The organism is Ruegeria sp. CF5 (assembly GCF_056537325.1).
In genome coordinates, this window is the sequence record NZ_JBQFRI010000001.1 from 1,096,620 (window position 1) to 1,109,510 (window position 12,891).

A 12,891-nucleotide genomic window follows, 5' to 3' on the forward strand; every position below is an offset into this window, starting at 1 on the left:
CATCAGGCCGGAGATTGGCTGCGATTGCGCGCGATCAGCTGGGTGACGATGACCGGCGACGCCACGGCCAGAGCGATCAGGTCAGCCGTCAAGCTGGGCGCGACAAAGATCACCCCCGCAATGGCCATCAGAACACGCGACGCGATGCTCAGCGGCTTCAGCCAGTATCCGACCACAGCTGCGGACAGGGCTATTACACCGGCGATACAGCTGGTTGCAGTATAGGTGAATTCCCACAGATTGAACCCGGTTGAGGACACAAACAGCAGAACCGGAGCATAGACAAAGGCCATCGGTGCGATCACTTTGCCCAACCCAAGGGTAAAGGCGGACAAACCAGTTCGGAACGGATTGGAGTTCGCAATCGCCGCCGCCGCATAGGCCGAGGTGCAGACCGGAGGTGTGATCTCGGACACCACACCGTAGTACAACACGAACAGGTGGCTTGCGATTGGAGGAACGCCCAACTGCGCCAGCGCGGGCTGCGCCACAGAGACCAACATGATGTAAAGCGCTGTGGTCGGGATGCCTGCGCCCATCAGGATGCAAACGATGGCAATGAAGACCAGCGAGATGAACAACTGTAGGTCTTCCATCGCAAACAGCTGGAAGCTGCCAAACGAGATCATGTTATAGAGATCTGCCGCCAGATTTCCCGCGCCTTGTGTTACCATGAACCCGATGCGGAACCCGATACCAGTCGTGTTGATCACGCCGACCACGATGCCCACGGCCGCAGCAGCAGCACCAACGGCCAGCGAGTATTTCACACCCAGTTCCACTGCAGCCAGCATCTCGGGCACTTCGATACGCTTTTGCGGGTTCAGCGTTGCGATCACGGACAATCCGCACAGGATCACGGTCATGTTCAGATCGAATCCACCATCCGAGAATTTCCATAACACAAAGGCCAAAAACGCCGCTGCGTAGATCAGTGTCGGAGGTTGTTTCAGGCGTGACATGCCCGCGATAACAGCAAGCGAGATGCCACAGAAGGCTGACATGAACGGCGTGTAGCCGGTAAACAGGACCACAAGCAGACCGATCAGGGGCACGATATTAGCCCAACCTTCAGCCCAGACGGCCTTAAGTTGCGGCAACTGCTCCTTGGCCAGGCCTTTCAGGTTCAGCTTGCGTGCCATCAGGTGCACCACGGCAAAGACACCGACATAGTGCAGGATCGCCGGGAAGATCGCAGCGATGACAATGGTGGTATAGGGAACCTCAAGGAACTCGGCCATGATGAAGGCGGCGGCTCCCATGATCGGCGGGGTGATCTGGCCACCAGCCGAGGACGCGGCCTCGACCCCGCCCGCAAAATGCCCAGGGTATCCAAGGCGCTTCATGTTGGGAATTGTCAGCGCGCCGGTCGAAACGGTGTTGGCCACGGAAGAGCCCGAAATCGTGCCGAAGAAGGCTGAGGACACCACCGACACTTTTGCCGGACCGCCAGTATAGCGCCCCGCCAATATAGTTGCGTTGTCGATGAAGAGTTGCCCCAACCCGGTGCGTTGAGCGATCACGCCGAACAGGACAAAGTGGAACACAATAGTCGAGACGACCCAAAGCGTGACGCCATAGATACCTTCCTGCGGGAAATACATCGACGACACGAAGGTTTTGAAGTTCACGCCGGGGTGTTGAAGCAGGCCCGGGAAATAGGGGCCCAGCAACGCATAGGAGATGAAGACACAGATGATCAGAGGCAGCACCCATCCCAGCGTGCGACGAGCGATGTCCAGCACCAGCAGGATGATGACCACGCCTAGAAAGACGTCATAGCCGTTGGGATTGCCCATCCGGAAAGTCTGTTCCTCGATCCCGAGAAACGGGATCCCGCGCCACGCAAGCCCGACGTACAGTGCGGCGAGAATTCCCAGCCCCATGAAGACCAGATCGTAGAGAGGAACATTGCCGATCCGGAACCGGCTGACCTTGAGGGCATAGAGGCTCTTGGCTCCGACAATCGGAATGGTGGCGTAAACCAGTATGAACAGCAGGGCCAGATAGATGCCCATATGCCAGTGATCAGCTGGCAGGCCGAACCCGGCTGTGAAAAATTCGTAGAACGCAAAGATCAGGGCGACGACGCGCAGTGCCTTGCCCATTGTGGGCGTAACCTGTCGTACAGCGGCGCCTTCGTCGAACTGTTCCTCGATCGCGGCCAGTTCTTCGGCCGTCAGTTCGTGGTCATCAAGTTGCTGGGTCTCGGACATGATGGCCTCCCTGTATTTTTGGTGCTCTTTGAGAGTGCGATGCCCCTTTTCAGGGCATCGCTTCTGCAGCTCAGTTCACTGAGTGGTGGATTAGAGAAGACCAGCTTCTTTGTAGAACTTCTCGGCCCCTGGATGCAGCGGAACCCCCAACGCTTCGACGCCGTCCAGCGCCGTGTCGGGCGTGATCTGCTTGCCTTTGGCGTGGCCATTATCCAGCAGCTTGCGAGTGTTATCGTTCCACAGCGCCTTGGTCAGCTGATAGACCAGATCGTCGGATAGATCCGAAGAGACAACCAACATCGCGCTGACCGCAGGTGTCTTGGTTTCAGCGTCGATGCCTTCATAAACACCACCCGGAATGGCCGAAGGGATGTAGGCCGGGATGATCTCGTTGATCTTCGCCAGATCTTCGTCGCTGAAGGAATGCAGATTCATGCCCTTGGTCGAAGACAGCTGAACCATCGCGGCCACCGGCCAACCTGCGGCATAGAAATAGGCATCCAGCTGACCGTCGGCCAGACGCTCAGCGCTCTGGCTGTTGTTCAGCTCGGCTTCGTCCATATTGTCACGGTTGACGCCCCAGGCATCCAACATCTGCAAAACCGCAACCTGCGTGCCCGAACCGGCCTGCGCGATACCAACACGTTTGCCTTCCAGATCGCCCAGATCACTGATCGTCTGGCCAGCTGGCAGAACCAGATGCAGATCCTCAGGGAAGAGGTTGGCCACGATACGTAGTTTGGGGTGAGGCTTGCCCTCAAATTTGCCCTCGCCCAGATACATCGAGCGCGTGACGTCAGCCGCGGCCAGACCGGCCTCAAGCTCTCCGTTCTGAACAGCGGCGTTGTTGAAGACGGACGCGGTGGTAGATTGTGCAATCGCGATCAGACCCGGAACACCACATTGGCCGCCTTCTTCGCACGGACGCGAGCCCGGAGGGGCGGAGATACCGTTTGCGATAGTGCCGCCGATGGGGAAGTAGGTTCCGCCTGCACCACCGGTCCCAATGCGGAAAAAGGTTGGGTCCTGCGCCAGAGCAGGAGCGGCAAGCGCGCCTGCCAGTGCCAGTCCGGTCAAGCATTTCACAAATTTCATCATCATCTCCCTTGTTGAATCGTAAGATTCGGTTTGGCCGAATTTCGATCCTGCAAGCGTAGTGGCAATTTTCATAAATACAAATTTGTTATATTTCACAAAACTAAAGTTTAGCTTATGTAATGTCTATGAACCTGACACAACTCACCGTCTTTCGCGAAGTGATGGAGACCGGCTCTATCTCTCAAACCGCCAAAAAACTGAACCGCACTCAGCCCGCGATCAGCCTAGCCTTGAAGAACCTTGAAAAGGATCTTGGCCTGACACTGTTCGAGCGGAAAGGACGGCGATTAGTACCTGTTCCGGAAGCGCATTACCTTTTAGCCGAAACCGCTGGTATTCTGGACCGCCTTGCGTCGATTTCCAGCACAATGGAGGGGCTGATCAAAGGGCATTCCGGCAGCCTCAATATCGCTACGATGCCGGGCCCGTCCGCTTTTTTGTTCCCGCGTTTCATCAGCCAATCGGTCGGTGAAAACCCCGAGATACGCATCACATTGTCAACGCGAAGCTCGCCCCAGATTATGGAACTTGCGGGGACGCAGAATATAGATTTCGGATTTGCGGACTTCGAGCATTCGACCGGCAAAGAGCCTCAGTATTCTGCCGAACTGATCCGGGCAGATTGTTTTTGCGCCGTTGACCGTGACAGCCCGCTTGCTTCCCGCAAGATCGTATCCATTTCCGATCTTGACGGGGCTCCAATGGGGGGATTGCACGCCACGCATCCATTCCAAAGAAAAATCCGGCAAGAGTTTCAGGATGTTTCTGCTAACTACAATCCAACAGTGACCTGTCAGTACTTTCTGCCGTTGATTCCCTTTGTGAGCTCAGGTCAATGCTGTTCGATCGTAGATCCATTGACCGTAGCGACTGAACGAGAACTAAACCTGTCCAACGGAAAGGTCGCGTTTCTACCCTTCAAAAAACCGCTCAGATACGAATACGCGCTCCTTGAGCCTGACCACCGACCACCGTCCCAATTGGCTTTGAAGATCAAGGCGGGGTGGAAAACCGAGGTGGTAAAGATGTTGGAAGGGGTGAAAGCAAACCCTGATGTAGTAGGGATAGATGAAGCGAGAAACTAACGGAACAAAAAGCTTTGGCTTAACAAAACGATACTGCTGAGAAGGAGTTTCCGAATTTGGATCTATTGCGGTAGGTCAATGAATGCCTGCAATGGGCCGACCGCCGAGCTTTGCAAAGTCCACTTGAGTGCGCGTTGCGGTCATCTGGGCACCATGCAGCATCAGTCGCTTTGGGCTCTTTGCAGACCTCAGAGCCAGCGCAACATCTTGTCGGCAGATCCGTCTAGCTCAGACAAGGACGGCCCGTTCCGGACGTTCATCGCATAGCCTCTATGCTGCGGCCCCGCCCGTCAAACCTACCATGCGCTGCACACGCAAAATCAGCGGGCGAACAAATTCACTGACCGAGGGACAAAGCTGCCGTTTACCGTAATGTCCTCAATCTAATTTGCCTGCATCCGATCAGCGTTGAATGGTGGCAAAATTAATGAGTTAGGAACCAAGAATAGGGTTTAAACTGAACTCTGTCGCTATACTGGCGAGGACAATTCAGAAGCCCGGTTGTCGGGCTCCAAAGGAACACGCACGGAGCCTGCAAACCGAACGAGCATGTTGAACCACCCCATGACCCATATTGCTTTGGTGGCATCGTTTCGCCCATATTGGTCAATCAATTTCTCCAATGAGCTTCTACTTATCACAACCGATTTAGTGATCTCGTCACAAATTTCGCACAAAGTTGCAGTCCATCCATCGAGCGCGCTCAGATCGTTTCCAACAATTGCGTCGATTTCGCGCTGGGTTAGCCCCGCGTTTTTAGCGAATGCGATATGTTGTTTGAGGACGTAGTCGACGCTGCAAAGTGCCGCGATGCGCAAAGCCATGACTTCTCTGTCAACCGCCGGAAATTGTGCATCATCGAACATCTCGGACAAGATCGCTGAAATTTCGCTGAGCCAGCCCGTTCTTCCCAGCATCCATAAAATGTTGAACTGCGACATTTTCTCAAGCAATTCAACGGTTTTGGCGTCCACACCGTCAGGGTTATCAAGTGTCGGTACGGGCAACATGGATACTACCTTTCAATCAATCTACGACTGCACCATTGCATTTGAAGCCTCAATGACGGCCAGGTCAACCAAACGGATTGGGTGCCGTCCTGGTTCGCTTTGGGCTCACTGCTGTCGTTGGAGCAAGCGCAGCATCTTGTCTTCAGTCCTGCCTGACTCAGAACAGGACGACCCATTGCCGAACTTAGCTGCTCCTTCGGGTGCTGCGGTGCGTCATGCCAAACCAGTCGTTGGCTATAGATGCAAATTCCGCGTACTTGGCTGACACGACCATGCGAGCGCACATGGACCGAGATGCCTTCTTATCTCTTCGCCACTTCAGCTTCGTAAGCGCTGATCATCTCATGACCGGTTGCGAAGAAGGACGACTTGGAGACTAGATCGGTTATTCCATAGCGCTTGAGTTCCTTCTTTAACGATGGCTCGGCGAACAGAAACACGACCTTGGTACCGCGTGCACGGAGCTTTTGAACAGTTGATTTCAAAACGTACCCGGCCGTGTAGTCGATGTCGTCGATTGCGGATGCATCGATGCATAACCAGCGCGTCTGGTCCTTGATTGCAGCGATGACATCTGTGACCTCGTTCGAAAATCGCTGTGCGTTTGCATAATACATTCCGTGCGAGAAGCGGTAGATAGTCAGTCCCGGTTCAAATTGGCCAGGCTTGTCTAAGGATTGCGTTAGCCATTCGCCATCTGACGCTTTGGTGATCACGGAGTTCTTGGGTCGATAACCCTTTCGCGTGTGATCGATCAGCGAAATGACCATTGCAAAGATGATGCCTTGTTCAACTCCGACGACGACAACAACCGCAGCGGTGCCCATCGCGATCCAGAATTCGGTTGGCGCCTGGACGAAGATATCCCGCAATCCACGGTGGTCGATCAGCTTTAGGCCAATCAGGAATACGATGGCGGAAAGCACCGCGTTGGGTAAGAACGCGAGCGGCTGTGTCAAGAACAGCAGCACCAAAAGCACGACCAGCGCTGTGGTTAGTTGCGCTATTTGGCTTTGGCCTCCGGAACCGGCAACCATCTCGGTCTTGGTCGGGCTACCGTTGACGACGAATGTTGCGCTGAAGGCGGCGCCGATATTAGCGATGCCCAGCCCGACAAGATCGGTATTCTCGTTGAATTTGTCCCCGTAGCGCATCGCATAGGCGCGGGAAGTGGCAGCACTCTGTGCAAGGATGACAACCAGTATCGCAATCGCTGTCGGCAGCAGCTGCTTGAATGTCATCCAGGTCCAGTCGACATCCGGGATTGAAAGCGATGGCAAACCACCGGGTACGGGGCCAAGCAAGGCAATACCATACCCTCCGAAATCAAAGTTCCAACTGAGCCCAATGATCCCGATTACAGCAATCAAAGGCCCCGGGATTTTGGGAGACAGGCGCTTGGTTCCGATGACAATGAACAAGACTGCGGCCGCAATCAAAAACGTTGCCCAATTAACCTGACCCACGTTTTGATAAGCGCTTGAGAGTTTTTCGACGACGCCATGGCCGCTGGTTTCAATACCAAACAATCCAGGCAATTCGCCCAGCGAGACCTGTACTCCGACACCAGTCAGAAATCCGACGAGCACAGTCCGTGACAGAAAATCTGCCAGAAATCCAAGACCTATGATCCGGGCCGCAATCAGCAGAATGCCGGCCATCAACGCCAATAGCGACGCCAGCGCCATGTATTCGGAAGTGCCGCTCACAGCCATTCCGGCCAAGGCCGATGCGGTGATGGCAGCGGTCGCCGAATCCGCACCGACAACAAGATGGCGCGAGGATCCGAATACCGCGAACAATGTCATCGGAATCAGGATCGTATAGAGCCCGGTAATGACCGGGGTTCCGGCAATTTTTGTGTACCCCATAACCTCGGGTATTGCGAGACATGCAAACGTCACGCCGGCAAGAACTTCCATCGGAAGCTTCGTTGGATCAATCGGCAGGATTCCTTGCAGGACCGGAAGGGATAATCCGCGAATGCGGGATGTTTTTTCAGGCATTCAAACGCTGCACCTTCGAATTAGAGGGGTCGCTGCTCGGTGGTGGAAACTATTTCTCGTGTTCCCGCGCGCGTTTTTCGGCGGCATGAAATTTCTCACGAATTTCTTCGAGATCAACAGTCGGTTTCGGAAACTCCATATTCAAAGATTCCAGATATTCGCTGACAATCCGGGATACAGCCAGATTGCGGAACCACTTGTGATTGGCCGGAATGACAAACCAGGGCGCAGCGTCAGTGCTGCACTTTGAAAGAGCCGCCTCAAAGGCCTTGGTGTAATCGTCCCAAAGCGGGCGTTCGGCATAGTCGCCTTCGCTGATCTTCCAATGCCGTGCGGGATCCTCCAGCCGTTCACCAAACCGGCGCAATTCTTCCTCGGGACTAATGTGTAAGTAAAACTTCAGAACATGCGTTTCGTTATCGCGCAGCAGCGCCTCGAATGCGTTGATATGGTCGTATCGTTTTTCCCAGACGTCTTTGGGCACCAGATCATGTACCCGGACGACAAGAACATCCTCGTAATGCGAGCGGTTGAAGATCCCGACCTGACCCTTGGCGGGTGTGGCTTTGTGATAGCGCCACAGAAAATCATGAGCGGCTTCTTCTTTGGTGGGAACCTTGAAGCCGCTGACGTTACAGCCCTGCGGGTTCATTGCTGCGAGAACGTGATTTATGGTCCCGTCTTTTCCAGCGGCGTCGCGCCCCTGCAGACAGATCAAAAGCGAGCGCTTCTTCTCGGCATATAGAAGATATTGAAGCTCGCTGATCTTTTGTGCGTAAGCCTCGATCTCGGGCAAAGCGTGCTGATGGTCTTCGTGCTTGTCCTTAAAGTCGGCATCAATGTCGTCGAGATTGATCTTGCTGCCCGGCTTTACTCGAAATTTGTTGAAGTAATGCATGAATCAGCCTTCCTATGCGTTTCACGCTGTACGGTGCGCCGCATTATGAGAGTCCTGCAACCGGCGCATCATACCCAGCTTTGTCAGGTCAAGAATAACTAACCAGATCAGCATATACACCCAGACCAGACCGATCACGGTCCACGGGATTTGTTCGACAAACCAACCGAAACCGCACAGCGCGACGGCGATTGCTTGGGTACCGATAACCGCGATCAGCAGCGGGCGCGCGGGCCAGGGTCGGGCAAAGAAAGCTCCCCTTGATCGGACAACGAACAACAAAAGATGCCCACCCGCCGCAAGTTGCAGAAACAAGACCGTCTGTATTTGTTCTTGCGTCAGCGAAATCCATGACTGCAGAGACGTGCTGTTGATCCAGTGCATCCCAATCAGCAATAGGCCAAAGGTCTGAACGATTGAAAGCAGCCCCATCAGACTGGCGCCAAGCAGAATGCGCCGCATGTCCCATCGGACGGGTTTCTTCGGCAGGTAGGTGTTGTCGTAGGCGATTGTCATGATCGGCACATCATCAAGCAGCGCCAGCATGATAATCATGATGGGCGTCAACGGAGAAAAACCGAATAGTATCGTCGCCATTACCACCACGAACATAATGTCCAGCGTCATGGCGACCCGGTAGACGATATAGTTCAGGATTCTCTCGAATATACGCCTTGCTTCTTCGATGGCATCAATGATGGTTGACAGTCCAGGCGCCGTTAAAACCAAGGCAGCAGCGGCACGTGCGGCGTCTGTTGCCCCGCTGACCGCAACCCCACAATCGGCCTGCTTCAGCGCCGGAGCATCATTCACACCATCTCCGGTCATTGCCACGACATGGCCACGATCCTGCAACGCCTTGACGATGGCGTACTTATGTTCGGGAAAGACCCGGGCAAACCCATCCGCCCGTTCAACATTTTGCGCAACTTGCTCTGGCAGTTGACTCATGTCCATGTTGGATGTGAACAGGTCTGAGGCCGCCTGAAGGTGCGCGCCCATGCCTAGTTGGGCGGCGATCTGGTCGCCGATGGCCACATCATCCCCCGTCACCATTTTTACGGATAGCCCATGTTCCTTGGCTCGCTGAATCGTCTCTTTCGAGTCATCACGCGGCGGATCGTAAAGCGACAGAATTCCTAGAAACGCCCAGGCTTTCCCATTGTCATCTGATCGCGCGACGCCTAGGGCGCGCATCCCTTTTGACGCAAGGCCTTCAACGTCATTTTGCGCTTTTTTGAGCGTTTCCGGCTCTAGCTCGCACAGGTCCAAAATGACCTGCGGCGCCCCTTTGGTATAGCTTGCAGAATTGCCGTCCGGGTCCGTTATGACCGCCTGGGTTCGTTTGGAAACGGGATCGAATGGAACAAATTTGACCTGCTTGTATTTGGACAGAGCGCTGGGATCCGACAGCCCTGCGATCACGGCCGCATCAATTGGATCGTCGCCGTCAAACTGCGAAGCCAGCGCGCCCGCCAGAACAAGCTCTTTTGGATCATTCGCACCGAACAGCACGGGGTCGCCTAAGCTAAGCTGGTTCTTCGTCAAGGTTCCGGTCTTGTCCGAGCACAATACGTCAACACCGGCAAGTTCCTCGATAGCCTCCAATCGCGAAACGATTGCCTTCTTCTTGGAAAGGTTCATCGCGCCCAATGCGTTCGTTACTGTCATAACCGTCGGCATTGCCACAGGAATCGAAGCGACGAGCAGCGCCAGAACTGTTCTAAGGATGTCCGCGGCCGAAGACCATTTCCAAGAATGATCAACGATAATGTCGCGGTAAAGTTCGGTACCAACCAGAAGGAAGGCCAACGCGATTGACAGGATAATCAGGAAATCACCGATATGCGTGACGGCGATCTGTGAATGCGAGGCGCCTTTACCCGCGCCCGCCACAAGGCTCGCAGTTCTCCCGAAAAAGGTGTCGGCACCCGTAGCGATCACCACAGCGCTCATTTCGCCCTTCTTCGCGATACTACCGGAATACCCTACGTCGCCCACCGCCTTGGATACCGGAAGAGATTCGCCCGTCAGCGCTGCTTGGTCGATGCTGACATAGTCGCCGTCAATGAACCGAACGTCGGCCGGAATGACGTCGCCAAGTTTAACGCGCACTACGTCTCCCGGAACGACCGTCGCTGCATCAATTTGTGAGAACTTTCCGTCTCGCAGGGCCATGGCTTTAGGCGCCATCCCCGCCTTCAGCGCCGCCAACGCATCCGCCGCCTTGCGCTCCTGCCAGAATCCTGACGCGGCGTTATAGGCCAGCAAAACAATGATGATGATGAAGTCAGACCAATGTCCGATCATCGCCGAAAGGACAGCTGCGGCCTCGATCATCCAGGGAATCGGCCCCCAAAGATATCCGAGCAATCGCTGCAGATCGCTGACGTGTTTTTCAGCCAGCTCGTTTCGCCCATATTGGCTCAGCCGATCCGAAGCCTCTGCCGAACTGAGGCCGTTACGAGTTGTAGAAAGATCCTTTAATACTGTCTCCAGGTCGACCTTCTCGAGCCCCGGATCTTTCTTTTTCGATGGTTTAGACTGTGCAAGCATCTCTCTCACCTTGCAGACAAGCTAGCCCAAAAACAGCTTGCTTCGCAATTGGTTACACAGATCTGCAATTTGCTCAGTAGCGCTGCGAGCTGAGCGACCATGTTTCGCCAAGCCTTTTCAGCATTGAAGTCTGCTGGAAATTATTAGTCTCACACAAAATCGCCTGACCACCTCAATAGGCAAGATGATTGCGGTGGTCGTAACCCAATTTCCCCAAGGGCGTGTTCAAACCTGGAACTTGAGAACGTAGAAAACAGATCGGCCGGAGATAGCCCTATTTAAGGGATTGCTTTAGCCAGCTCTCAGATAAGGGATTGCGCCAGCGATGTCCGTGTCGTCGATTACGCGGAAATTCGAGATGCTTCCTGACTGCCGGGCCTGACCGTAAGGCGCGTAAGCAGGATCGGTCGCAAACCCGTCCAGTGCGGTGCGGGATGGAAATTCAAGAATGGCGATCAGAGTACTGTCTTTTGCCTCACCTTCGAGTGTTTCGATGTTCCCGCTGCGCGACAGGTAGCGTCCGCCGTGTTTCTCGACCAGCTTGTGTACGTTCGCGGCATACTCCGGGATCCAGCTTTCATCCGTGACTTTGATATCTGCAATCAGATAAACGCTCATATCTTGTCTCCTCTTCTGTGGCGAACCGGTGTGGTAACGCCAAGCGCTTCGACGTTGCCCGAAGCGACAGGCGCTCAGCTAGTCCTGGAACTGGAGCGGGTGATACAGTTTCTGGACTAGATGCATGTAGTGGTACCGTTAGGGTGTGATGAAAGAGCCAAGGGAGACGTCATGACACAGGCCGGTTACAAGCAGTTCTGCCCGCTCGCTATGGCCGCTGAAGTGCTCTGCACAAGGTGGACGATGGTATTGATGCGTGAACTCATTGCGGGCTCCACCCGGTTCAACGACCTGCGCCGAGGCGTGCCCAAAATGTCTCCGACATTGCTTTCGCAACGGCTGAAAGACCTAGAAGCAGCGGGAATTGTCGAAAGAATGCCGGTGCCCTCGGAACGGGGTGTATTCGAATATCATCTGACTGATGCCGGACGCGATCTGCGCGAGGTTGTTGTCGCCATGGGAATGTGGGGTCAGAAATGGGTCGAGTCGTCGCTTTCCTTGAAGAATCTCGATCCGTCACTTCTGATGTGGGACATGCGCAGGAACCTGAACCCCGAGCCGCTTCCAAAACGGCGCACCGTAGTCCAGTTTCTGTACCACGACTTGCCATCAACAAAACGGGACTGGTGGTTGGTGATCGAGCCCGCAGGTGAAGTTGACCTTTGCTGGGCCGATCCCGGCTTTGAAATCGATCTCTATATTTCGACAGACCTCAGAACCATGACGGCAATCTGGATGGGATTGACGGATATGTCTGCCGAGCGCGACAAGTTCGAGTTTACGGGTTCAAGCGAAATTTCTTCGACGATGCAGACATGGCTTGGACTAAGCCCCTTTGCCGTTCAGAAAAAGCTCGTATCTTAAAGGTTTTGGGACGTCTGTTTCGGCCACGTTGACTTGATCTACGTTTCAATTGAGCCGGGCTGGATGGATGCAAATCACAACAACTAACCTGCCATTGAGATTGCGATATTCATGCCGCGCGTCAACGTGTTGCTTACCATGCAGCTTTCTTTGGCGCGCTTAATGATGCTTGCCGGGTCAGATCCGTCATCCGTCGTACAATGAACAATCATTCTCGCATCTGTAGCCACAAGAGGATCACCATTCAGATCAAGTGAAACGTCAACCGTCACTTCTGCAAGGTTGACGCCAAGATCTTCAGCCACATAGCGCAGATCGTTGCAGAAACACCCACCCAGTGACAAGGCAAGAAGCTGGGCGCCGTTGAAACCAAGCCCTTGCCCACCAGCTTTCCCCTCAGGCCTATCGGCAACAATTGTGTGGCCTCCGGCCCAACCAACTGCGGCCTCTGTGCCGGGGATGTTTCGCAGTTTTACGTCAACCTGCATTTTTTACCTCCGCTAGATGGCAGCCTTAATGCGGTGTCAGCATACGCTAGAT

General features: G+C 54.4%; 10 protein-coding genes. 2 read left to right on the plus strand and 8 right to left on the minus strand.

Annotated elements, in window-relative coordinates:
- Positions 1–2: 2 nt before the first annotated feature.
- Together ACR0NW_RS05275 and ACR0NW_RS05280 are read right to left on the minus strand one after the other, a co-directional pair.
- Positions 3–2,216, minus strand: coding sequence for a TRAP transporter permease (locus tag ACR0NW_RS05275; RefSeq protein WP_480448521.1), 2,214 nt, complete (start codon positions 2,214–2,216; stop codon positions 3–5).
- 90 nt (positions 2,217–2,306) lie between these two features.
- On the minus strand, positions 2,307–3,311 hold the full coding sequence (locus ACR0NW_RS05280) for a TAXI family TRAP transporter solute-binding subunit (RefSeq protein ID WP_170651118.1): 1,005 nt from the start codon (positions 3,309–3,311) through the stop codon (positions 2,307–2,309).
- A gap of 128 nt (positions 3,312–3,439) precedes the next feature.
- On the opposite strand from ACR0NW_RS05280, the gene ACR0NW_RS05285 reads away from it, so the two are divergent.
- A complete protein-coding gene (locus ACR0NW_RS05285; RefSeq protein ID WP_480448520.1) occupies positions 3,440–4,399 on the plus strand; it encodes a LysR family transcriptional regulator in 960 nt (319 codons plus the stop codon).
- 470 nt (positions 4,400–4,869) lie between these two features.
- Here the strand turns inward: ACR0NW_RS05285 and ACR0NW_RS05290 are convergent, their stop codons facing one another.
- The 5 genes from ACR0NW_RS05290 to ACR0NW_RS05310 all read right to left on the minus strand — a co-directional run bounded on the left by ACR0NW_RS05290 (position 4,870) and on the right by ACR0NW_RS05310 (position 11,487).
- On the minus strand, positions 4,870–5,409 hold the full coding sequence (locus ACR0NW_RS05290; RefSeq protein ID WP_480448519.1) for a carboxymuconolactone decarboxylase family protein: 540 nt from the start codon (positions 5,407–5,409) through the stop codon (positions 4,870–4,872).
- A 302-nt stretch (positions 5,410–5,711) separates the two neighbouring features.
- Complete coding sequence (locus tag ACR0NW_RS05295) at positions 5,712–7,415, minus strand: SulP family inorganic anion transporter (protein WP_480448518.1); 1,704 nt, start codon at positions 7,413–7,415, stop codon at positions 5,712–5,714.
- 49 nt (positions 7,416–7,464) lie between these two features.
- Positions 7,465–8,313 carry a polyphosphate kinase 2 family protein gene (locus tag ACR0NW_RS05300; RefSeq protein WP_480448516.1) on the minus strand — a complete coding sequence of 283 codons (849 nt, stop codon included), beginning with the start codon at positions 8,311–8,313 and terminating at the stop codon, positions 7,465–7,467.
- A 21-nt stretch (positions 8,314–8,334) separates the two neighbouring features.
- Entirely contained in the window at positions 8,335–10,869 is a 2,535-nt protein-coding gene (locus tag ACR0NW_RS05305) for a plasma-membrane proton-efflux P-type ATPase (protein ID WP_480448514.1), read from the minus strand.
- 291 nt (positions 10,870–11,160) lie between these two features.
- Positions 11,161–11,487, minus strand: coding sequence for a DUF1330 domain-containing protein (locus ACR0NW_RS05310; protein ID WP_480448512.1), 327 nt, complete (start codon positions 11,485–11,487; stop codon positions 11,161–11,163).
- Between the two features lie 171 nt (positions 11,488–11,658).
- On the opposite strand from ACR0NW_RS05310, the gene ACR0NW_RS05315 reads away from it, so the two are divergent.
- A complete protein-coding gene (locus ACR0NW_RS05315) occupies positions 11,659–12,351 on the plus strand; it encodes a winged helix-turn-helix transcriptional regulator (RefSeq protein WP_480448510.1) in 693 nt (230 codons plus the stop codon).
- 83 nt (positions 12,352–12,434) lie between these two features.
- Here the strand turns inward: ACR0NW_RS05315 and ACR0NW_RS05320 are convergent, their stop codons facing one another.
- Positions 12,435–12,839, minus strand: a complete 405-nt coding sequence (locus ACR0NW_RS05320) for an OsmC family protein (protein WP_480448509.1) — start codon at positions 12,837–12,839, stop codon at positions 12,435–12,437.
- Positions 12,840–12,891 lie beyond the last annotated feature (52 nt).

Excerpts from the sequence above, each read along its gene's own strand:
- ACR0NW_RS05285 (WP_480448520.1), top strand. The coding sequence starts at position 3,440 with ATGAACCTGACACAACTCACCGTCTTTCGCGAAGTGATGGAGACCGGC.
- ACR0NW_RS05305 (WP_480448514.1), bottom strand. The coding sequence starts at position 10,869 with ATGCTTGCACAGTCTAAACCATCGAAAAAGAAAGATCCGGGGCTCGAG.
- ACR0NW_RS05315 (WP_480448510.1), top strand. The coding sequence starts at position 11,659 with ATGACACAGGCCGGTTACAAGCAGTTCTGCCCGCTCGCTATGGCCGCT.
- ACR0NW_RS05300 (WP_480448516.1), bottom strand. The coding sequence starts at position 8,313 with ATGCATTACTTCAACAAATTTCGAGTAAAGCCGGGCAGCAAGATCAAT.
- ACR0NW_RS05275 (WP_480448521.1), bottom strand. The coding sequence starts at position 2,216 with ATGTCCGAGACCCAGCAACTTGATGACCACGAACTGACGGCCGAAGAA.
- ACR0NW_RS05280 (WP_170651118.1), bottom strand. The coding sequence starts at position 3,311 with ATGAAATTTGTGAAATGCTTGACCGGACTGGCACTGGCAGGCGCGCTT.
- ACR0NW_RS05290 (WP_480448519.1), bottom strand. The coding sequence starts at position 5,409 with ATGTTGCCCGTACCGACACTTGATAACCCTGACGGTGTGGACGCCAAA.
- ACR0NW_RS05310 (WP_480448512.1), bottom strand. The coding sequence starts at position 11,487 with ATGAGCGTTTATCTGATTGCAGATATCAAAGTCACGGATGAAAGCTGG.
- ACR0NW_RS05320 (WP_480448509.1), bottom strand. The coding sequence starts at position 12,839 with ATGCAGGTTGACGTAAAACTGCGAAACATCCCCGGCACAGAGGCCGCA.
- ACR0NW_RS05295 (WP_480448518.1), bottom strand. The coding sequence starts at position 7,415 with ATGCCTGAAAAAACATCCCGCATTCGCGGATTATCCCTTCCGGTCCTG.